At 68.2% G+C, this 20,103-nt stretch carries 24 protein-coding genes and 1 pseudogene; 17 read left to right on the top strand and 8 right to left on the bottom strand.

All coding sequences use genetic code 11. The features are described from left to right. Window position 1: 1 nt before the first annotated feature. The 6 genes and pseudogenes from OG892_RS12950 to OG892_RS12925 all read right to left on the bottom strand — a co-directional run. A complete protein-coding gene (locus OG892_RS12950; protein ID WP_371629207.1) occupies window positions 2–856 on the bottom strand; it encodes an ABC transporter permease in 855 nt (284 codons plus the stop codon). After that, window positions 816–1,676, bottom strand: coding sequence for an ABC transporter ATP-binding protein (locus OG892_RS12945; protein WP_371629206.1), 861 nt, complete (start codon window positions 1,674–1,676; stop codon window positions 816–818). The genes OG892_RS12950 and OG892_RS12945 overlap by 41 nt, the downstream gene beginning before the upstream one ends. Beyond that, window positions 1,673–2,128: a MarR family winged helix-turn-helix transcriptional regulator gene (locus OG892_RS12940; protein ID WP_073738970.1), complete on the bottom strand. Its 456-nt coding sequence runs from the start codon at window positions 2,126–2,128 to the stop codon at window positions 1,673–1,675. The genes OG892_RS12945 and OG892_RS12940 overlap by 4 nt, the downstream gene beginning before the upstream one ends. A gap of 1,331 nt (window positions 2,129–3,459) precedes the next feature. Continuing rightward, window positions 3,460–4,398 (bottom strand): Shedu anti-phage system protein SduA domain-containing protein, encoded by a 939-nt coding sequence (locus OG892_RS12935; RefSeq protein WP_371629205.1) that lies wholly within the window; start codon window positions 4,396–4,398, stop codon window positions 3,460–3,462. A 104-nt stretch (window positions 4,399–4,502) separates the two neighbouring features. Further along, entirely contained in the window at window positions 4,503–5,060 is a 558-nt protein-coding gene (locus OG892_RS12930) for a hypothetical protein (protein WP_371631765.1), read from the bottom strand. Further along, window positions 5,061–5,462, bottom strand: a pseudogene (locus OG892_RS12925) (HNH endonuclease); the annotation flags it as partial. Between the two features lie 385 nt (window positions 5,463–5,847). On the opposite strand from OG892_RS12925, the gene OG892_RS12920 reads away from it, so the two are divergent. Both OG892_RS12920 and OG892_RS12915 read left to right on the top strand, forming a co-directional pair. After that, window positions 5,848–6,294: a GntR family transcriptional regulator gene (locus tag OG892_RS12920; protein WP_371629204.1), complete on the top strand. Its 447-nt coding sequence runs from the start codon at window positions 5,848–5,850 to the stop codon at window positions 6,292–6,294. Between the two features lie 11 nt (window positions 6,295–6,305). Next, window positions 6,306–6,875 (top strand): HD domain-containing protein, encoded by a 570-nt coding sequence (locus OG892_RS12915; protein ID WP_371629203.1) that lies wholly within the window; start codon window positions 6,306–6,308, stop codon window positions 6,873–6,875. Here the strand turns inward: OG892_RS12915 and OG892_RS12910 are convergent. Beyond that, window positions 6,863–7,336 carry an NUDIX hydrolase gene (locus tag OG892_RS12910; RefSeq protein WP_371629202.1) on the bottom strand — a complete coding sequence of 158 codons (474 nt, stop codon included), beginning with the start codon at window positions 7,334–7,336 and terminating at the stop codon, window positions 6,863–6,865. The two genes, OG892_RS12915 and OG892_RS12910, sit on opposite strands and share 13 nt — an antisense overlap. Next, window positions 7,333–8,103 (bottom strand): helix-turn-helix domain-containing protein, encoded by a 771-nt coding sequence (locus OG892_RS12905; RefSeq protein ID WP_371629201.1) that lies wholly within the window; start codon window positions 8,101–8,103, stop codon window positions 7,333–7,335. The genes OG892_RS12910 and OG892_RS12905 overlap by 4 nt, the downstream gene beginning before the upstream one ends. A 594-nt stretch (window positions 8,104–8,697) precedes the next feature. Between OG892_RS12905 and OG892_RS12900 the strand changes: the two genes are divergently transcribed. The 15 genes from OG892_RS12900 (at window position 8,698) to OG892_RS12830 (ending at window position 19,977) form a co-directional block, all read left to right on the top strand. After that, window positions 8,698–9,150, top strand: a complete 453-nt coding sequence (locus OG892_RS12900) for a protein kilB (RefSeq protein WP_371629200.1) — start codon at window positions 8,698–8,700, stop codon at window positions 9,148–9,150. Between the two features lie 83 nt (window positions 9,151–9,233). Beyond that, the gene (locus OG892_RS12895) at window positions 9,234–9,542 is read left to right on the top strand and encodes a hypothetical protein (protein WP_371629199.1); all 309 of its coding nucleotides are present in this window, start codon (window positions 9,234–9,236) and stop codon (window positions 9,540–9,542) included. After that, on the top strand, window positions 9,539–9,826 hold the full coding sequence (locus tag OG892_RS12890; RefSeq protein ID WP_371629198.1) for a DUF6303 family protein: 288 nt from the start codon (window positions 9,539–9,541) through the stop codon (window positions 9,824–9,826). The genes OG892_RS12895 and OG892_RS12890 overlap by 4 nt, the downstream gene beginning before the upstream one ends. After that, a complete protein-coding gene (locus tag OG892_RS12885; protein WP_371629197.1) occupies window positions 9,823–10,830 on the top strand; it encodes a DUF2637 domain-containing protein in 1,008 nt (335 codons plus the stop codon). Before OG892_RS12890 ends, OG892_RS12885 begins: the two co-directional genes overlap by 4 nt. Then, window positions 10,827–11,336: a hypothetical protein gene (locus tag OG892_RS12880; protein ID WP_371629196.1), complete on the top strand. Its 510-nt coding sequence runs from the start codon at window positions 10,827–10,829 to the stop codon at window positions 11,334–11,336. The genes OG892_RS12885 and OG892_RS12880 overlap by 4 nt, the downstream gene beginning before the upstream one ends. Continuing rightward, window positions 11,333–11,680 carry an RRQRL motif-containing zinc-binding protein gene (locus OG892_RS12875; RefSeq protein ID WP_371629195.1) on the top strand — a complete coding sequence of 116 codons (348 nt, stop codon included), beginning with the start codon at window positions 11,333–11,335 and terminating at the stop codon, window positions 11,678–11,680. The genes OG892_RS12880 and OG892_RS12875 overlap by 4 nt, the downstream gene beginning before the upstream one ends. Window positions 11,681–11,814: 134 nt before the next feature. Continuing rightward, window positions 11,815–12,294 (top strand): NUDIX domain-containing protein, encoded by a 480-nt coding sequence (locus tag OG892_RS12870; protein WP_371631627.1) that lies wholly within the window; start codon window positions 11,815–11,817, stop codon window positions 12,292–12,294. Window positions 12,295–12,308: 14 nt separating this feature from the next. Continuing rightward, on the top strand, window positions 12,309–12,707 hold the full coding sequence (locus OG892_RS12865) for a DUF3307 domain-containing protein (RefSeq protein WP_371629194.1): 399 nt from the start codon (window positions 12,309–12,311) through the stop codon (window positions 12,705–12,707). A 105-nt stretch (window positions 12,708–12,812) separates the two neighbouring features. After that, a complete protein-coding gene (locus OG892_RS12860; RefSeq protein ID WP_371629193.1) occupies window positions 12,813–14,375 on the top strand; it encodes a hypothetical protein in 1,563 nt (520 codons plus the stop codon). 2 nt (window positions 14,376–14,377) lie between these two features. Beyond that, window positions 14,378–16,474, top strand: coding sequence for a hypothetical protein (locus OG892_RS12855; protein WP_371629192.1), 2,097 nt, complete (start codon window positions 14,378–14,380; stop codon window positions 16,472–16,474). A 221-nt stretch (window positions 16,475–16,695) separates the two neighbouring features. Continuing rightward, the gene (locus OG892_RS12850; protein WP_371629191.1) at window positions 16,696–17,211 is read left to right on the top strand and encodes a hypothetical protein; all 516 of its coding nucleotides are present in this window, start codon (window positions 16,696–16,698) and stop codon (window positions 17,209–17,211) included. 14 nt (window positions 17,212–17,225) lie between these two features. Further along, the gene (locus OG892_RS12845) at window positions 17,226–17,399 is read left to right on the top strand and encodes a hypothetical protein (protein ID WP_371629190.1); all 174 of its coding nucleotides are present in this window, start codon (window positions 17,226–17,228) and stop codon (window positions 17,397–17,399) included. A gap of 78 nt (window positions 17,400–17,477) precedes the next feature. Beyond that, a complete protein-coding gene (locus OG892_RS12840; protein ID WP_371629189.1) occupies window positions 17,478–18,383 on the top strand; it encodes a bifunctional DNA primase/polymerase in 906 nt (301 codons plus the stop codon). Beyond that, window positions 18,380–18,733, top strand: coding sequence for a hypothetical protein (locus OG892_RS12835; RefSeq protein WP_371629188.1), 354 nt, complete (start codon window positions 18,380–18,382; stop codon window positions 18,731–18,733). Before OG892_RS12840 ends, OG892_RS12835 begins: the two co-directional genes overlap by 4 nt. After that, complete coding sequence (locus OG892_RS12830; protein ID WP_371629187.1) at window positions 18,730–19,977, top strand: DUF3631 domain-containing protein; 1,248 nt, start codon at window positions 18,730–18,732, stop codon at window positions 19,975–19,977. The genes OG892_RS12835 and OG892_RS12830 overlap by 4 nt, the downstream gene beginning before the upstream one ends. The last annotated feature ends 126 nt before the right edge of the window (window positions 19,978–20,103 follow it).

Here is a 20,103-nt window from a genome sequence, read left to right as displayed (position 1 = left end):
GTCAGCGGGCGAGTCGGCCGAGCAGGGAACCGGCGGCCACGATGCCGACCGCGGCGGCGAAGGCCAGCACCCCGAAGTCCAGGCCGAGATGGGACGGCGTGCCGATGAGCAGGCCGCGCAGGGCGTCGACCTGGTAGCTCAGCGGGTTCACCTTGCTGACCGCCTGGAGCCAGCCGGGCATCAGGGCGACGGGGTAGAGCGCGTTGGAGGCGAAGAACAGCGGCATCGTGATGGCCTGGCCGATGCCCATCAGCCGGTCACGGGTGAGCACGATCCCGGCGATCGTCATCGACAGACAGGAGAAGAACGCCGAGGCGAGTACGACGACCACGGCCACGCCGAGCAGGTGCAGCGGGTTCCAGCTCATACCGACGCCGAGCAGGGCGGCGATCACGATGACGACGACGGCCTGGATCACGGCCTTCACCCCGGCGGCGAACGCCTTGCCGGTCACGAGGGCCGACCGGGGGGTCGGCGTGACCATGAGTTTGGTGAGGACGCCGGAGTCGCGCTCCCAGATGATCATGATGCCGTAGAAGATCGCGATGAACATGGCCGACTGGGCGATGATCCCGGGCGCGAGGAAGTCGAGATAGGGGACGCCACCGGTGGGGATGGCGTGGATGCGGGAGAACGTCGTACCGAAGATCAGCAGCCACAGCGCGGGCTGGACGGCACGGGTGTAGATCTCCGTCCGGTCGTGCATCAGCTTCTGCAGTTCGACGGCGCACATCGCGCCGACCCGGGCCGGTACGACCCGCCAGCCGGTGCGCGGCGGTGGCGGGGTGAGCAGCAGGGCGAAGCGCGGATCGGGCTCAGCCGCGCCGGGTCGCGGTGCGGCGGGTACGGCGGACATCGTTGAACGCTCCCTTCTCCGCCTCGGACCCGGGGTCGTCCAGTCCGCTTCCGGAGTGGTACCGGAAGACGTCCTCCAGGGACGGCGGCGGGGTGGCGGGTTCGCCGGATTCCCGGCGGTGGGCGACCAGTTCGCCCTTCAGCTCGACGGGGGTGCCGAGCGCGCGGAGCCTGCCGAGGTGCATCAGGGCGAGCCGGTCGCAGCGGCGGTCGGCCTCGTCCATGGAGTGCGTGGTCACCAGTACGGTCATCCCGGTGCCGGTCCGGATCTCGTTGATCCGGTCCCAGACGCTGTCCCGGGCGATCGGGTCCAGGCCGATCGTCGGCTCGTCCAGGATCAGCAGGCGGGGGGCGCTGACCAGGGCCTGGGCCAGTTCGAGGCGGCGCACCATGCCGCCGGAGTACGTGGCGGCGAGCCGCCCCGCGACATCGCCGAGGCCGACGGCGTCCAGCGCCTGGGCGACCCGGGCCGCGCGCTCGCGGCGGGGCACGTCGTACACCCTGGCGAAGAGCTGGACGTTCTCCAGGCCGGTGAGCCCGGCGTCGGCCGACAACTGCTGCGGTACGTAGCCGAGCAGGCGTCGCACCGCCATCTGCTCCCGGGCGGCGTCATGGCCGAACACCTCGACGGCCCCGGCCGGGACGGGCAGCAGGGTGGTGATGGCGCGCATGGTGGTGGTCTTGCCCGCGCCGTTCGGCCCGAGGAGCCCGAACACCTCTCCGGGCCGGACCAGCAGGTCCAGTCCGTCGACGGCCTTCGAGCTGCCGAAACTGTAGGTCAGGCCGGTGCAGCGGACAGCGGGCGCGGTGTGTGTGGTCACGCGGTCTCATCCCCCTCACGCATGGACGCGGCGAGTCTGTGCAGGGCCGGAAGGGCGGCGGCGAGTGCCGCGCGGTCGTCGGCGTCGAGCCCGGCCAGGTGCCGGCGGAAGAGCGCCGCCCGGCGGGCGTGCCACTCATACAGCTTCTCCACCCCGGCGGGCGTGGGGTACAGCAGCGCCACGCGCCCGTCCCCGGGGTCCTTCTCCCGCCGCAGCAGCCCCTCCGCGGCCAGGTGGTTCACCAGCGTGCTCACCGAGTTGGCCGCCAGGGAGAGGCTCCGTGCGGCCGACGAGACGCGCACGCCGGGCTCGGTGACCACCAGCCGCAACAGCTCGGCGTGCGCCCCGCGCATCCGGGGAGCGGACACGCCGCTCCACAGTCTGCGCCGGGCGAGCCGCTGGATACGAGGCAGGAGTCCGGCGAGCTCGTCGGAGAGTTCACTCGCCTTCACCGCTCCATTTTAGCTCTGCATACGAACTAATGTCAGTGCTCGCGACCCCGCTGTCAGTGCTCGCGCCCGCGACCCCACCCGGACGCCGAATCCGTGCGTCAGTCGCGCGCCCGGCCTCGCGAACAGCCTTACGCCGTCACTACGCCGGGCTCGCTAGCGTCCCTTCGGCCAGCAAAAAGGCCCTCCCGAGGGAGGGCCCGACATCGGCTGGGCTGAGATGCGCCCCCGGCAGGACTCGAACCTGCGGCCAAGCGCTTAGAAGAGAGTGCTTCTCTCCGCCGAGTTTGGGGCTCTGACCAGCGCAACGATGCTGGATTGTGGGTTGCGAGCCCCCTTCGTCCCCGCGTATTCACCGGAAGGCCTCATTCCGCCTTCTCGCCGATCTGGCCGCTGCTGAGGCAGTCGGCCTAAGGGCTGTCCCGCGCGGTAGCGCTCGCCCATAGCCGTACCCCAACTGCCCCAGGGGTCGTCATCCGCTTTGAGCACCGCAATAGCCCTCGCGCAGCGGCCGGCTCGGGCCGGATGACATCTGGTCCACGAACGTTGCCGTCAGAAGTTCCGTCACCACCTCTTCCTTCGGGATGCGATCGCAGACTCAAGTGGCCTATGACGCCAACCGTTTGGCTGTCTCCCTCGCTCCCGGCGCGGCCTTCTGACTCGGTCATGGGCCAGACGAGGCAACATTCGCTTGAGGAGTTCGGCCGAGGAAGCAGTCGGGATCTGCTCGCCTCCTCTCTGTTGGCCTGGGGCTTGCCACGCAGCCATTCTGTGGCCCGCAGAGCGCGCTCAAGCCCCCTTACGCTTCACACTGTCGGACACGTTTACTAACCAGCGCCTTGTAGCGTCAATCTGACAGTTTGGGAAAATCTCGTGGAACTAACCAACAAGTAGTCGGCTACTGACTTATAGCCAGCCTCCGACTGGCCGTGGTTGGTCCCCAAACATACGCACTCGCACTTGTCAGATGTGCCTGGGTTGGCGTTCGCGCACATCGGAGTGCATTTCTCGAGAGTAGCTCCCGATATCGTTACGTCGACCGTGCCGTACTTCCGAAGCAGCTCTGATCGGAGCAAAGCATATTGCGAAACAGGCAGGGTCCATCGTTGCGTGTTCCGGTCGTAATCAACGCGTGTTATGCGATCAGGGTTACGAAGATATTGAAGGTAACTTCTATTCGATTTTGAGTAGGGAAGCATCACCTCCAAGGACTTTTTTCCGGGATTTGCTGAGTAGTAGACATGCGGTCTCCCGCTTGCGAAAGTGCGCACACTGATGGGCATCCTATCTCCAATTTGTGAATCTTCAGGTGAAGTCACTACGGCGCCGCGCACTCACTCGATCCCTGACTGGCGGAAATGCATGCCGTTAGGGTCGGCATTATTTTTGCGTTCCTCTTCCTTCCAGTAATCCCATCGCTTGGCCAGGTATGCGCGCCGTTCGTCTGGCATCATGACTGATCGAGAGAGGGCGGGTAGCGGGTCATCCAGGATAAGTGCTCCTTCTCCAACAAAAGAACTTGTCCCGTACATTGGAGAAAACGCGTGAATCTTGGGTCCGTAGGACGTCATGGTCAGCGTCATCGAATTGCGGTGATCGTAGCGTGGGCGTAGCGAGTCGAACGTCATGAACGTTTCATCTCTGGCGCGTTGCTGGTCTCGCTTGTAACGCAACTCGTCTGGGTACGCGTGCCCATGTCCGGGGTCGAATTCTGACTCGCGACCGTAAATCAATACGTATTGCGGCTCCAGTGGTCGATTCTTATATTTGTCGTTGAGGAACAAAAACGTCTCGCGAAAGCTTGCTTGGTTGCCTTCGCGGGCAAACCATGAACGCCAATCATTAAGTTGATCGCGGGCTTCCGTGAAATCGCTGGTCGGTCTGCCATCCTTCTTAAACCACCGCTTTAGAGGCTTCTCGATCTCGATAAGGATTGGTGTGACGAGGCCAGAGGACCTTGTGATCCACATGAAGTCAGGCTCAAACATTCGACCGCTACCGATCAGCCTTGGCCTTCGGAACACCGCCCCCATGTCCGAACCATGGTGTCCGCCCGGGCCTATATCGCCGCTACCGCCAGGAATCATCGAAGGATGCAGCTCAAGAAAGCGCTGAACCTCCTCCTCTTCTGGTTCTGTACTCAGAAGGCTGTACCAGTCAGAAAGGGCCTTGTCCGAGTATGTTTCCCATGCCAGGGGGAGCGGGCGGGCTGGATCCTTATCCGGGGTAGCTGTGCTCCGGATAGGTCTCGCGAGTGACTGAGGATCATTCACAGGGGTAGGTCTCATTTCTGGCAAATATGGGAGCTCAATCCAGCGGTCCTAACAACTTCAAAGAATCCGCTCATCGATGGCTTGTCGAAAATATTGCGCATCAGTCACTCATTCAGAGGGTCATTCTCTGAGTCGGAGCCGTGTGGCAGGTGCTCTGCAAGCTGGTCGAACAGCAAAGTGGCTCGGGGAACAAATACTTCGGCTTGCGTCCACTGTGAAGGATCAGGGCGTATTCCGCCTGTAAGCAAAAGGCGAAGTTCTCGAGCGTATATCACGTACCCTAGCTCTGCCGCTCTGTTGATCAGTTCCCCGATGGTTTGAGCTGTAGAACGCTGGTGCTTAAGGCTCGTTATTTCAGAGGAAATGTCGGCCCAGTCGCTTAGGGCGTCGAGTATTTCGACGATTTCGTCAACTTCTTCCTCCGGTCCCTCTTCGGAGTAACTAAATCGCCATGAGCTTGCATTCTGTAGAATTCTCCATAGGTCGCTACCTGAAAGGATCAAATCGTAGCGAATGTCGGACGGGTTCGGGGCGTCGGGGTCTGGGATTAGCTTGACCCTCTCGGGTGACTCACGTAGTCGCGCCGCCACCCAGGCTTCATGCTCCCTTTTCGTTGTCTTGAGCTTACTCACAGTCCATTCGTTAACCTGATCGTCGATCATCTTGTGATGAATTCGACAGAGCAGGACTAGATTTCCGTGGTGATCTAGATCGCCTGTGTAATCGCGATCCCCCCGTGGTCCTAGAGGGGACTGGGCTACAATGTGCGCTTCCTCTGCGACGACGGCTGGATCGTCTTTTCCTGAATTGCTAGGTATAACCAACTCTGAACGGCAGATAGCGCAACGCCCGCCACTGTTGCACCATAGGATTCGCCTACTAAGGATGGAGATCGTCACGGTTAGAAGATTAGCTTCGCTCGCTTCTCTGGGGGGACTGATCGCGAAAATTAGTCCCAACCCCAGCGGCTGGGGTGGGCGGATCGACTCTGTGCGGGAGTCGCTATGGAGCCGTGCCCTTCGAGCGTTGGTCTCTAGTGGCGCCTGGCTGGCCACAGTAGTCATCCGGCGTGTCTGAGCCGTCGGACATACCCATTCCGTGCCGGCCGTCTCCCTGGATCTTGTGTCCCGCTCGGTGTGCCGCCGCCTGGCCGAGGGCAGTTGGGCGGCGGCAGAGGCCGCCCCGCGGAGCGCGCCGCGCGGCGCCTTGACGAAGCGGAGGAAGTGCACCGCGCCGGTAGCGTGACGGCTTGAGAAGCGTTCGATATCTGGCAGTCATTTCCGCCTGACCCGCTCTCCTCTTCAACGCAGGGCTCTCTACACGAACACTGGCCCGTACGGGGCCCACAAGCACCTACACAGAGCCAGCTCAGATCCGTACACCTAGCACTCGGTCTCGCGCGCTCGCGTGCGACCCTGGCAGCAACCGAAGTTCGTGGAAGGAGGTGCCGTGCACGAGGCCAGTCCGCGCGGAACCTATCTGCTCATCGCTGATGCGCTGCGGAAGGAGATCGAGCAGGGGAAGCTCAACGGCGGCACCCTCCCGTCAGAGGCCGCTCTGATGCAGGCTCACGACGTCTCCCGTAACACCATCCGTCGCGCGCTCAAGACGCTGGAGTCCGAGAGGCTGATCGCGTCCGTGCCGGGGGCGGGCTGGCGCGTGTCCCGGGCTCCCATCCCGCCGCTTGTGGAGCTTTTGACCTCCCTCATCACGGCTGACTCCCTCGCTGTGGGTGACAGTTACCCGTCAGAGGCAGATCTCTGTGAGCGCTTCGGCGTGTCCCGGACTGCCGTACGCCACGCCCTGGCGCAGATGGCTGGCGCCGGCCTGCTTGCCACCGTGCACGGCAGGGGGCGCACTGTGCTCGCCCTTCCAACCACCGAAGAGGAGTCATAGCCTTGCCATCCATGGGGCTCACTGATTGGGCGTACTCGCTCTCGGAATCAATGCTGGCCGAACCTCTGCCGCGGCGCTGGAAGCACTCCCTCGGTGTTGCCAAGCGGGCGCGTGCCTTGAGCCCGATCCTCGGTAGTGACGCTGAGCTGCTGGAAGCCGCCGCCGTTCTGCACGATGTCGGCTACTCCCCCTCCATTGCCACCACTGGCTTCCACCCGCTCGACGGGGCCCGGTTCCTCCGAGACCAGGAGGGAGCCGACGAGCGGGTCGTCCGGCTCGTGGCGCATCACTCCTGCGCGCTACTGGAGGCTGAGGAGCGGGGGCTGAGACATGAGCTGGAGACCGAATTCGACCTGGAGCAGCCCGAGCTGGTCGATGCACTCATCGTGTCGGACATGACCACTACCCCGGATGGCGGGCACACGACGCCGGCGGCCCGACTGGAAGAGATCGTGCAGCGGTACGGGCCGGACACGGTCGTTGGTCGCTTCATCCAGCGGGCGGCGCCGGAGATCTACGCCGCCACGGAGCGGGTGGAAGGCCGGATGGCCCTTGTCTCGGCCGGCACTCAGCCGATGTAGGGCTCATTGCGTGACTCGTCCAGGGCGTGCTGGATCCGCAGGCGCATAGATGGGTGGATGTTGAGTTCAGCGAGGTCCGCCGGGTCCACCCAGCGGACCTCCCTGGATTCACTGCTCGTGCGGAGGTCTCCGCCTACTGGGTGGGCCCGGAAGCAGATAGAGAACTGCTGCCGCACCTCGCCATCGGTGTACGCGAGCACGTGCTCCGGGTCGGTGTACAGCCCGACAATGCCGTCTACCTCGACCTTGATTCCGGTCTCCTCGTCGACCTCGCGCACGGCCGTGTCAGCGATGCGCTCGCCGATGTCGTGGCCGCCCCCGGGCAATGCCCACAGATCGTTGTCTGTCTTGTGAATGACCAGCAGCCTGCCCGCGGCATCGAGCACGGCGGCCGTGACTGAGGGCACCACTGAGTTGGCCGCAGGGGAGTTGGGGTCACGGAAGTAGTCGACTCGGCTCATGTGTCTGGAGCTCCTAGGTCAGTGGGCGAGGAGATGGGCCGCGCAGTCTCCCAGACCCGTTCAACGCTTTCGGCGTACGAGTCGAACAGCTCACCCCCGGGCACGCGTTGGATGTGCAACACCGGCGCCATGTACGCGCCTACGCCGTACAGGTGGCCGTTGGCGAGCATCTCGGCATCGGCTCGGTAGATCGAGTTGTAGAGCGTGGTGGAGTGGAGTCGGAACTCCACCCCTGGGAGCTGGAACAGCGAGGCGTAGTTGACCAGCGCGTTGCGAATCTTGCTGCCCATCGCACCCCCGATTCCCTCATCCTCGCCGCGCACAGCGACGGCCGCGGACTCGGGGTCCCCGAGCATGAACCGGATGCGGGCGCCAGCAGCCGACTTTTCCTTGACGATCTGGTGGAATGCCGCGTCCTCGGTGAGCCAGAAGCCCGAGTAGACGAGTAGGTCGAAGTGCCGTGAGGCTCGGGCGTAGAGCTGCCGCCACAGGCGGTTCGGTACCACGGAACGGTGGGGGTAGAGCTTGATCAGCTCAGCATTCCCAGCCTCTGTTACCTGCGCTGATGTGCGCTCGTCCGGCCACAGGTAGGACATCTCGCACCGCAGTAGCGAGGCTGCCGCGTACTTGAAGCGGTGGTACGGCTGCCGTCTCGGCTCATTGACCCAGCGTTCGACCGTCTTGGCCGACACGCCTAGCTGTTCTGCGACTTGATCGAGCGATAAGCCGCTCTTGGTGATCGCGCCGCGCAGCCGCTCGTTCGCCATGCCGCGCTCTCCCCTCGGTGGGACGACTTGGGACGACTTCACCGTAGCCAAGTCGTGCACCAGCCGTACAGGTACGGAGTCCAACGTCTCGACCGCAGCGGCCAAGCTGAAGGCACATCGACGGACAGGCGCGGCAACCCCGAAGAGTGAATGGGCTTGACGCCGCGAACCCTTCTCCGCATGATGAGGAACAGGTGCTACATGTACCTCATCGGATTTCGGTCCGGCGAGAGGTGCTGCATGTGCAGAGGGCGGGGACGCTGCAATCCCGCTAAAGGCCAGGTAGGACGCAATGGGCTTCGGCCCGACTGGCGAGGTGGCCCGGCGACCGCGAGCAACGGCCGGCGAGTGGGGACGAGATCCCCCTTGCAGTGATTGCTCTGATCCGAACACCCGAGAGGAACACCCGTGAGCCAGCGAAGTATGTGGGCGCCGTCCGTGCTGGACCGGCCGGACCGGTAAGCCCCTCGCGTCATCGCCTGATCTGCCGCTCACGCGGCCGGTTGCCTCCTCCGCCCGTCCAGACCGCTTCCTGCGGCGCTGTACGGGCGGGGCTGAGGGGAGCCGGAGAGTCCGGCCACAGAAGGGGGAGTTATGGAGATCGCTGCCGCGGTTGTCGCGGTCATCGGCACCTTGCTGGGTGCCGGTGTCGTCGGTGTCCAGCAGTACTACGTAGCCCGGTCCCAGCGTCGCCAGGCGCTGCGCGACCGAGCCCTGACCGCCTTGTCCGAGCTGAGTACCGCGCTCGCGGATCACCGCCGAGCGATGTGGGTGCGCGAGGATCTGCGCCTGTCCGGTGCGGCGCCGGCCGATGTCGCTGCCGCCCGCGAGGCCAGCCACGTCACCCGGTCCGCCGTCACCGCCCCGCAGATCGCCCTGACGGTGCTCCTGCCGACGCTCCGCATCGAGATCGAAGCGGCGGTTCGTGCCGCGTACGCCATGCGGGGCGCTGTGAACGAGCGGGCGTTGGCGTCGTTCCGGGAGTCGGCCGTATCCGCGGCCGAGGCCCTGACCGCCGCAACGGCCGGCGTCCTGTCCCGCCCCTGATCCACCCCACAACGGCCGCACCCCCGGAGTAGGCGCTCCGGGGGTGCTTCGGGCCGCCCCACCGTTCAAGGAGAAAACGACCCATGAAGAACATCGTTGCTGGTCGCGAGCCCGTTACCGCGACCGAGTTCATCGAGCTGGCCCTGGGCATCGACCTGGAGCTGTTCACCGGCACGCCGACCGAGTCGCAGATGGAGCGGGCGGCCCGGCTGGACGTCGCTCACGAGGTCCTCGCGGAGCTCCGCGAGAGCGACCCGGAGACCGCCGCGTATGCCGAGTCCCTGATGCGGACGCTGCCGCTGAAGCAGCCGCGCCCGTCCAGCCGGCGCCCGCGCCGCACGGTCCGCCGCCCGGTGAACGGCTACGCGGCCGGTTCGGCGGTGGCCGCGTGAAGGAGTACACCGCGCAGATGTCCAACTGGGCCGGGCGGTGGCGCCTGTATGTGGTGCTGCTGGGCGGTCTGGTCTTCCAGTGGCCTGAGCACGACTTCGGCCCCGGCCCCACAGTCCCGACGGTGGAGGAGCGTTCACGGGCGCTCACCGCGCTCGGCTTCGTGGTCACCGACGGTGCCGAGTGGGAGTGGATCGAGTACAGCGAGACCCACGAAGATGACACGTCGCCGGTCCGGCTGCTGGCCACGATCCAGGTGTGTTCACGGGACGGGGGTCAGCCGTGAACGGTGTTCAGATCCGTTCAGCAGAGCGCGCCTTGTCGACCGGGACGTGGCTGATCGTGGGCGGGGCGATGCTCTACTCAATCCTGACCGTGACCCCGCTGATGGCCAAGCACACGGCGGACCGGTGGGACTGGACCGCTCCCATCCTTCCTCTGGTGGTGGATGCGGCGGTCGTCATCGTGGTCCGCCTCGACTCCGTCCTCGCTCGCCTGGGCGGGCACGGCGGCAGGTGGCCGGTCGTCCTGCGGTGGATGACCGGCTGCATGACTCTCGCCCTCAACATCGCGGACTCCGCGCTGAAGAAGGACCTGGTCGGGGCCGCTGTCCACGCGGTCGCACCGCTGCTGCTGATCGTCACCGCAGAGACCGGACTCGCCTACCGCCGCGCCATCGCTGCCGCGCAGAACGCTCATCAGGCCCGGCAGAAGGCCGAGCAACAGGAGCAGGAAGAGGCCGCGGCAAGGAAGCGGGAGGCGGCCGAGCAGCGGGAGCGCGAGGCCCGCGAGCACGCGACCACCGAGGCCCGTGAACAGCGCGAGCACGAAGCCCGGTTGTCCCGTGAACAGACCGTCCGGGAAGAGGCCGAGCGGCGCGAGGAGCGTGAGCGGGCCGAGGACCGGGAGCGGTCCGAGCGGGACGCCCGTGAACGCCGTGAACGTGAGCGTGAACAGCAGCAGGCCGAGCGTGAACGCCTTGAACGCGAAGCCGCCCAGCGCCGCGAGCTGGAAGCCCGGGAACGGGAGGCTCGTGAACGCCGCGAGCGTGAGCGTGAACAGCAGCAGGCCGAGCATGAACGCCAGGCGCTGCTGTCCGCGGGGCCTGCCGAGAAGAGGCAGGAGGAGCCGTTGGCGCGGGCCACAGTCCGGGCCGCGTGCGATGCCGGGCTGCCCATCCGGCAGGCCGCCGAACTGTGTGGCTGGTCCACCGGCTGGGTGACCGCCCGCTACCAGGAACACCGCGACACCACCGCCACCGTCCCGGACCTTGAGGGAGCTTCCGCATGATCACCCTGATCCGCACCCGCACCCTCGACGCCCTGCGCACCGAGGCCTCCAGGATTGAAGCGGACGCCAGGGCCGCCCGTGCGAAGGGCGAGCAGTACGAGCTGGAACGGGACCTCGCCACTGACGCGGCGATCCGAGCCGGGACCACGGTGGAGGAACTGCGGGCCGCGCTCACCCGCGCCACCACGGATGCGGCCCGGCTCGAAGGCGAGCTGCATGCCCTGCGAGCACAGTCCCTGCTGGACACCGAGGACCGCCAGGCCCTGCGCACCCTGCTGCGCGTCACCCGCAAGCAGAACAGCCGGGCCGAGCGGGTCTACGTCCTGTTCCACCACGGCCGTCTCCACAGCATCCACCCGACCGTGGAAGCGGCGGAGACCGCCGCTGAGGCCGAGGGCGCCCCGCGCTCCGGCTGGACCACCCACACCCCGGGGGCCGCCATGCCCCCGGCCTGTGAAGTCACCTGGCGGGTTCAGCCGCTGCCCTTCAGCACCGCGACAGCATGAGCGGCCTGCCCACCTACCGGTGGCGACTCGCCCCGGACGGGCTGGCCACCCGCCGTCAGCTCCGAGCGCTGGGGCTGCGGCCGGGCGGTCAGGACGTCGTTGCCGAACTCCACCGGCCGCGCCGCCGGCGAGAGCCGCTGGTCGCCTACCTCTACCGCGTCGACCGCGCCCGCCCGGTCCGCCCGATGACACCGGGCCGCCGTGCCGCGCTCGCCGCAGCGATGCGGGCCCGCCGGATCTGCCCCGCCTGCCGCCTGGACGCCGGGTACTGCATCCCGGTCTCGCTCGGCATGTGTGTGACCTGCCACGACCTTCCGCTGAACCGAGAGGACACCACCTCATGAACGCCGCCGAGTACCGCGCCGCCGCCGAAGCGATCGTCATGAAGGACCGGATCACCTACGGGGCCATCCGGCCCGACGACTTTCGCAGGGCCGAGATCCTTGCCCAGCTCGCCATCGCCGCCGCGGCCTCCGAGCTGGCCGACGCGCAGACCGGGCCGGACCACACGGAGAGCTTCGAGACCGTCCGCTACACCGCCGACGTGGTCTGCGTCCGTGGTGGCGACGTGCTGGTCATCGAGCGGGGCTGGGACCCGCACAAGGGCATGCTCGCTCTGCCTGGTGGTCATGTTGATCCCGGCGAGACCTCCCGTACCGCTGCCGCCCGCGAACTGCTGGAGGAGACCGGCGTTCAGGTCGATGCCGCAGACCTGATGCTGGTCGGGGTGTGGGACGCCCCGGACCGCGATCCCCGCGGCCGGTACATCACCGCCGCCTACGTGGTCACCGTCCCCGACGAGACGACCGCCCGAGCCGGTGACGACGCCGCCGCCGTCCGGTGGGTTCCTCTGGACGCCCCGGGGCCGCTGGCGTTCGACCACGGGCAGATCGTGGCCACCGCACGATGGGTGCACCTCCCCTGCGGCGGGGCCATCAGCAACGCCTACCGCGCCTGACGCCGGGGGCTGTTGTGTTCGCTTCGCTGTTCGTCCTGCTCTACCTCGGTCATCTGCTGGCGGACTACCCGTTGCAGACCGACCACCAGGCCGCCCACAAGGCCGACCGGTGCGCGACCGGCTGGGCCGCCAACCTCACCCACGCTGCCACCCACATCGCCACCTGCGGAGCCGCGCTCGCCCTGGGCGCGGCCGTCCTGGACGACGTGATCCGCTCCCTCCCGGTCGTCCTGGTGGCATTGGGGTGGATCGGCGGTAGCCACGCGTTCATCGACCGGCGGTGGCCGGTGCAGTGGTGGATGACCCGCACCGGCCAAGCCTCCTGGGCCGCCAACGGGGGTGCCGCGCACGTCGATCAGACCGCGCACATCCTGGCCCTGGTCCTCGCCGCCCTCGCACTCGCCGCGGCCTGACCCGGGGACCCGTTCCACGTACGTGCTGCACATCAACGCAGGGCCCGGCCCGCTCCTGGACAGATCCGGCCGGGCCCTCCTACTCCGCAAGGGAGTGCGCTCAGCATGACGGACGTCAGTACAGAACCGGTAGTAGCCCCCGCTGCTGCCCCGCCCGAAAAGCCCCCGCCCACCGGCACATCGCCCACCACCACACCGGCCCCGACCGCCGAGGCGGGTGTGCGGCACACCGCGGGTGGGTGGCCGGTGGTCCCGCTCGCGGTGACCGGGGTCAACTCCACCGTCTCGGTGGTCGCCGCGTCCGCGCTGGCCGGCGGTCCGGTCGGTGTGGCCGTGGCCGCTGCCGGCGCCGCCGCCATCGGCACCGCGGCCGCCGTACGACACCGCAGGAAAATCCGCACCAAGACCCGTCGCACGCACCACTCGGCAGGCATCGGCAAGTCCGGCGGCCACCGGGGCTTCGGCGGGCTGCGCAACGGCGGCATCGGCCGCGGGGGCAGCTCTCGCCGGAGTGTCCCGTCGCAGGGCCGCGCCACGGCGTCGCGCTCCACCGGAGCAGCATCACGCCCCCTGAGCGGCGCCAAGGGCGCCAAGCCGTCGCTGGGGAAGGGTGGTTCGTCCGGTCGCCAGGGTGGCGCAAGTGCGGGCGGCGCTTCGGCCGGCGGTCGTGTCGGGCATGTCAGGGGCCTGCGGGATGCAGCCCGTCGCCAGTCTCCGACCCGTCACGCGGCCCGCACGGGCACGGCTCAGGCGCGGCGCTCGGTGGCTGATGCCCGCCGCGGCGCCCATGCCGCCGGCACCACCGGCAGGGGCCGGGCGGGGCTGATCAGCCGGGCCGGGAAGGCGGCTGCGGGCAAGGCCCGTGCCCTGCGTGATGCCGCAGTCCGCAAGGCGCGGGCCGGGCGGGATGCGCGGACGGCCCGCCGGCTGGAGTCCAGCCGCGACCGAATCCGCAAGGCCCGTGTCCGCAAGGCCGCCCGCCAGGCACTGCGCCGCTCGGCACTGCGCAAACAGGGCCGCCGCGTGCTCGCCGCGCTGCTCGCCGGCCCGCTCGGTGTGCTCGGGATGCTGACCACACCGCTCGGCCGGAAACTCGGCTGGGCCTGGCTGCAGCACCCCGGACGCCGCTTCTACCGGCACATGATGCGCACCGCCGAGGAACGCAAAGCCCACCGGGACGCCGCCATACGCGAGCGTCTGGCCGCCGAGGAGAAGGCCCTCGACGACGCCTCCGGTGATGCCCCGGAGATCGGTGACACGGCCCAGCGCCCCGCCCACCTGCTCCCCGCACAGCCCGACACCACGCCTGTGGAGGTTGTCAGCATGTCCGGATTCCGCTTTGAAGAGGCCGCGGCCGAGATGGAGAACGCGGCCCGCAACTACGAGCCCGAGAACAGCATGGAGATCCTCTCCATGGTCGAGAACCTCCCCTACGCCCTGACCTCGGTCGCGAACACCTTCCGCATCCTCGCGGAGCGCTCCGACAGCGAGTTCCCGCTGGAGAAGGACATCGCCGGCGCCTTCGACGAGATCTACGGGGCGCTGATGCGGGCCGTCGACACGTCCGCCGACCTGGGGCAGCTGTTCCGTCAGGTCCACGCGCACGACATCGCCCGTCACGAGGACCCCCGCAACGGTCCCCAGGCCGAGAAGGGCTGGAACGTCTGATCATGACCACCAACACCACCACCAAAAACAAGAAGGATGCGGGTGGTCCGGTGTGGGACTGGGCTGCTGGTCACGGACCCGTGACCGGCGCCCTGTCCGCCACCACCGGAGCGTTCGCCCTTGCCGCCACGGGCGCCGCCACGGGGATGCCGCCGGGCTGGGTTCTGACCGCGGGCGCGGCCGGCGCGATCGGCCACACCGTCCGCTCCCTGCGCGACCGGCTGTCCGCCCGCACCATCGCGCTGCGCTCCGCAACGTGGCTGGTCGGTGCCGGATGGACGACATGGGCCATGACCACCGGGCCCCTGACCTGGACCGCGCTCGGCTCGCTGGCCGTGATCGGCGTCGGGATCGGCACCACCGCCCACACCACCCTCCTCCACGAAGAAGCCCGCGAGCTGGAAGCCCTGGAAGCGGCGGACCGGCAGGTGGCGGCCGAACTCTCTGCCGAGCGCCGCACGATCGCCGCGGAATGGGTCGACCGCATCCAACGGGTCTGCGGGATCACGCTGCGGGTGCTAGCGGTGGAGATGTGGCCGACCGGAACCGGCTACACCATCGACGCCGAACTCCCGCCCGGTGGCACGACGTACGGGCGGATCGCACAGGAAGCGGCCAAGCTCAGCGCCGATGCCCGGCTCCCGCACGGCTGCACCGCCACCGCCGGCCCCGGCATCGACCAAGGCCGCGTCCTCATCGACGTCACCACCAAGAACGTCCTGGAGCAGGAAGTGGTCTACCCCTCCGACTACAGCCGACTGTCCATCCACACCGGCATCCCCTGGGGCCTGCGCACCAACGCCGACGAGATCCGCGCGTACCTGCGCGAGCAGTGCGCCCTGGTCGTCGGACCGACCGGGTCGGGCAAGACGAACATGGTCCACACGATCCTGGCCGGGTTCGCCCGCGCCGAGGACGTACTCACCTGCGTCATCGACCTCAACGCAGGATCAGCCGGCCTGCCCTGGGTCCGTCCCGCATTCGACGCCAACGGCGCCCCGCTGGACGGAGTGCGGCCCGGCATCGACTGGCTGGCCGCCTCGCACGAAGAGGCGCTGCTGATGCTGAACGCCCTGGTGAGGATCGCGAAGCACCGCAAGACCGCCTACCAGGACCTGATGACGCAGGCCAACACCGATCTTCTGCCGATCAGCGCGCAGATCCCGCAGATCATGCTGGTCGTCGACGAGGGCGCGGAGATCCTGTCCAGCACCGACCACCAGTTGAAGAAGATCGCCGCCCTGATCCTGGAAGTCATCCGGATCGCCCGCGCCATGGGCATCCGCACCGTCCTCACCGCCTTGGGCGCGACCAGCAGCGTGCTCGGCAACCTCATGCTCCGACGGGAAGCCAAGATCCGCGTCGCGCTGACCGGTGGGGAGAAGGAGGGCATGGACCTGGGCAAGCAGTTCCCCGGCTCCCGCGGACTGCGCCCCGAGCAGGCCCCCTACAAGGGCTCCGGATTCATGGGCACCCCCGAGAGCGAAGCGGCCCTGTTCAAGTCGTGGCGAATCCTCCCCGACCAGATCCGCGACATCGTCAACGCGACCGCCGGCATCCACCCCACCCTCGACGGCCCGTCCGCCAAGGCCGCCGGCACCCCGTACGCCACCCGGTGGGACCCCACCCGCACCCAGTGGATGCGCGACCACACCCTCACGACCGGTTCCGCCGGCCCGGCCTCACAGTCCGCTGCTCCCAGCGGTGGCGGGCTGAACCTCTCCGCACTCCGCGACCAGCAACCCGCACCCGCCGCCGACGAGGACGCCACCGTGCGGGCGTTCATGGAGCAGATCGACGCCCAGTTCGGCACCGCCCCCGACCCTCAGCCCGTCTCGGAGCGTCCGGCCGGGCCGGGGCTGAACCTGTCCGCGCTGCGGCCCGAGAACAACGCCGCGCGACAGGCGGCGCTCCAGATCCTGATGGGCGCCGGGGCCGAGGGGACCGGTGCCTCCGCGATCTCGCGGGCCCTGGCCGAGGAGCATGGGACCACTCGGCAGACGGTTGCCGGCTGGCTCAAGGAGTGGGCCGAGAGCGGTGAGGCGGTCCGTGTCGGAGAGGGCACAAAAACCCGTTACGTCCACCGCCGCTGCACCTGATCCGCTCGCGGCTTGTCGCCTGTCACCCGCCGCGCCCGAGAGGCCCTCCACACGGGCCTGTGCGAGCCGAAAACGGCTTGCGACCTGCAAGGCGACAAGCGACAAGACAAGACAAGCGACAAGGCGCACGACAAGCCAGACGACAAGCGACACGACAAGCCGCCGGGGACCACACCTTGACGTTCAGGTGTGGTCCCCGGCGCTGCTGAAGGAGCCACGTCGTGCATGACACCGCGTACGAGATCACCACCCAGACCCCCGCCCCGACCGTCTACCCGGGCCCCTCCGGAGCCGGTTACCCCGCCTACCTCTCCGTGCCCGAGGGGCCGGTGATGCTGCCATCCGAGATCCCGCCCGGTGTCCAGATGGTCACCCTGCCCGGCGGCATCCGGGCCCTGGCCTACACCGCACAGCAGGCCCCGCCCGCACCACCCGTCGCGGTCGCGCAGCCGATCCCGACGTGGGCCAAGACCACCGCACTCCTCACCCCGACCATCGGCGGAGGCGTCGCCGCCGCCGGCATCGGACTCTCCTACGCAGCCCCAGGACTGATCGCCATGACCGACGCACTCTGGGCCGCCGTCGCCCTCATCGCCGCCGCAGCCATTGGGGTGCCGGTCCTGCTCCGGCTCGGCCGGGCCACGACCGGCACCGGCCGGGGCAGCACGCACATCACGCAGAACATCACCGCTTCCGGCATGTTCGGCCGGGCCAACGGCACCATCAACCACCGCTAAACCGGGGGCTGGTCATGCCGCTCCTGGACTGGCGGGCCGCCCGCCACTTCGACGCCACCCGGAACCTGCCGTGCGTGCTGTGCGGCAAGCCCACCCCCATGCGCAGCCACGACCGCGAACCGGTCCACAAGGTGTGCGCCGAGGACTGGTGCGACCAACACCCCCACACCAACCGATTCCACAGCTGAACGCCGAAGGCGGCCCCCGTCTCGCCAAAGTCCGGGGCCGCCTTCATCCACCAATCCAGAGAACTGGAGACACCCAGCATGACCCATGACCGCAACACCGCGCTGCTCGATGCAGCGTTACGAGCCGCTGCCCGCGGTTGGTACGTCCACCCGCTGCGACCGGGCGGCAAGGCCCCCGCGCTGCACGGAGAGGACGCCTGCACCCGAACCGGCACCTGCTCTGCCGGTCACCAGAAGTGGGAGCAGCGCGCCACCCTGGACCCCGACCGTATTCGGGGTGCGTGGGCGGTACGGGAGTTCAACGTCGGGATCGCGCCCGGCCCGTCGGGGCTGGTCGTCGTCGACCTCGACCTGCCCAAGCCCGAAGACGCTGCGGACACACCTTCCGGTGTGGATTCCTTCACAGCGCTCTGCGAGCGCGCCGGACAGGCCGTCCCCACCACCTACCGGGTGCGGACTCCCAGCGGTGGACAGCACCTGTACTTCACCGCCCCCACCACGCTCCGGATCCCCAGCAGCAAGGGGAAGCTGGCCAAGCGGATCGACACCCGGGCCTGGGGCGGCAACGTCGTCGCCCCCGGCAGCACCATCAACGGCCAGGCGTACGAGATCACCGACCCCGCTCCCGTTGCCAACCTCCCCGCATGGCTGCTGACCGCCCTCGCACCCGCTCCGCAGCCCGTACGGCCGGTACGCATCCACGTGCCCCGCTGCGGGAACCGGGCCGCCGAAGTCGCCCTGGAACGCGAGACCGTGGCCGCTGCGACCGCGCCGGCGGGTGACCGCAACGCGCAGCTGCTCAGGAGCGCCCGCGCGGTGGGGCGGTTCGTCGCATGGGGCGACCTCCCCCGCCATGAGGTGGAGCAGGCTTTTCAGGTCGCGGGCGAGTCGGCGGGACTCCCGGCTGCCGAGTGCCGCTCCACCGTGCGCAGCGCCCTCAACTGGTCCATCCGGACCTGCCGGCCGAGGGAGACCGCCTCATGAGCCCCCAGCAACGCCGGCACCTGAAAAGCCTCCCTGCCACCGCTACCGGCCCCGGCCCCGCCGAATCGGCCCCGGCCTCATCCGGCGGTGGCGCGCCGAAGGTCGTCGGCCGACAGGCCGTCCCTCCTGCTGCTCGCCCTGACCAGCAGTCCGGAGACGGCCGCTTCCCCATCGCCTGGCTCACCATCAGCGCGCCCCGCGGCGCGGTCCCCACCGCGACCAGCGTCTGCGAATGCGGCCGCAACCTCTTCGCCGCCGGCCACCGCAAGGCGCTGGCCCTGATCGAAGACCACACCGACCACCGAACCCGCTGCCCGCTCCGCACCAACCAGGAAGGCGCTGCCGCATGAACGCCGCATCAACTGCCACGTCCATCGACGGTGCTGCTCTCCTCGACGAAGTTGAGACCTTCCACCGTCGGTTCAACGTCTTTCCGACCGAGTCCGCCTACGTGGCTGTCACCTTGTGGGATACACACGCGCACCTGGTGGAGTGCTTCGAGACCACTCCCCGTATCGCGTTCCTGTCTCCGGAACCGGGGTCGGGAAAGTCCCGGGCGCTGGAGATCGTGGAACTCCTTACCCCTCGCCCCGTCAGCACCGTCTCGGCATCCGCGAATGCCCTGTACCGACTGGTCGACTCAGCCGCCGGGCTGCCCACCGTGCTTTTTGACGAGGTGGACACCATCTTCGGCCCGAAGGCAGGCGCGGACGAAGCGCTACGCGGCTTCCTGAACGCCGGATATCGCCGCATCGGCGGCGCCTTGCGCTGTGTGGGAGAGGGCTCCAACCAGAACGCCCAGGTCTTCGGCTCATACTGCGCGGTCGCCATGGCAGGGCTCGGCTCGCTGCCGGACACGGTGCTGACCCGCTCGATCATCGTCCGCATGCGCAAGCGCGCCCCGAACGAGAAGGTGGAGCCCTACCGACAGCGCATTCACGAGAAGCAGGGCCACGAACTGCGCGAACGGCTCGCCGTCTGGGCCGACACCGTCCGCGACCAGGTCGCGGACGCGTGGCCCGAGATGCCCGAGGGAGTCACCGACCGGCCGGCAGACGTATGGGAGCCGCTGCTCGCCGTCGCTGATGCCGCCGGGGGCGACTGGCCCGCCCGCGCCCGTACCGCGTGCTTGGAGCTGATCAACGCCGCGCACGACAACGACGAAGCATCCCTCGGGGTCCGGCTGCTCACCGATCTGCGGGATCGGGTCTTCTGCGGTGCGGACCGTATGCCCACCGCCGTCATCCTCGAATGCCTCCTGTCAATGGACGACGGCCCGTGGGGGGACCTGGACGACAAGCCGATCAGCTCCCGGACCCTCGCCCGGCTACTTGCCCAGTACGTCACCCCCGCCAACAAGCCCATCAAACCGCGCGGAATTCGCACCCCCTCAGGCTTCCCCAAGGGCTACTACGCGGAAGACCTGACGGACGCCTGGACCCGGTACTGCCCTCCCACCCCGGAGCAATCCGCCACGTCCGCCACGTCCGCCACACCGCAGGTCAGCGAGGGTGAATCCGTGGCGGATACCGCCCCAGCCATCCGCCACATGTCCGCGGAAACCGCCACACCGCTCTTCCCGGTCGCGGGCTGAGCCCCAGCGCCGTCAGGCGCCGCCGCACCTCGGGTGTGGCGGCGCCAATCCGCCACGGAACCGCTATCCGCCACAAACACGGGCCCCTGACCTGCGATGTGGCGGCGTGGCGGACGTGGCGGATCC

Origin of the sequence: Streptomyces sp. NBC_00341 (genome assembly GCF_041435055.1) — a bacterium.
GTDB lineage: Bacteria > Actinomycetota > Actinomycetes > Streptomycetales > Streptomycetaceae > Streptomyces.
Note: the sequence above shows the minus strand (reverse complement) of the source record. Positions and strands in the feature narration are given on the sequence as shown.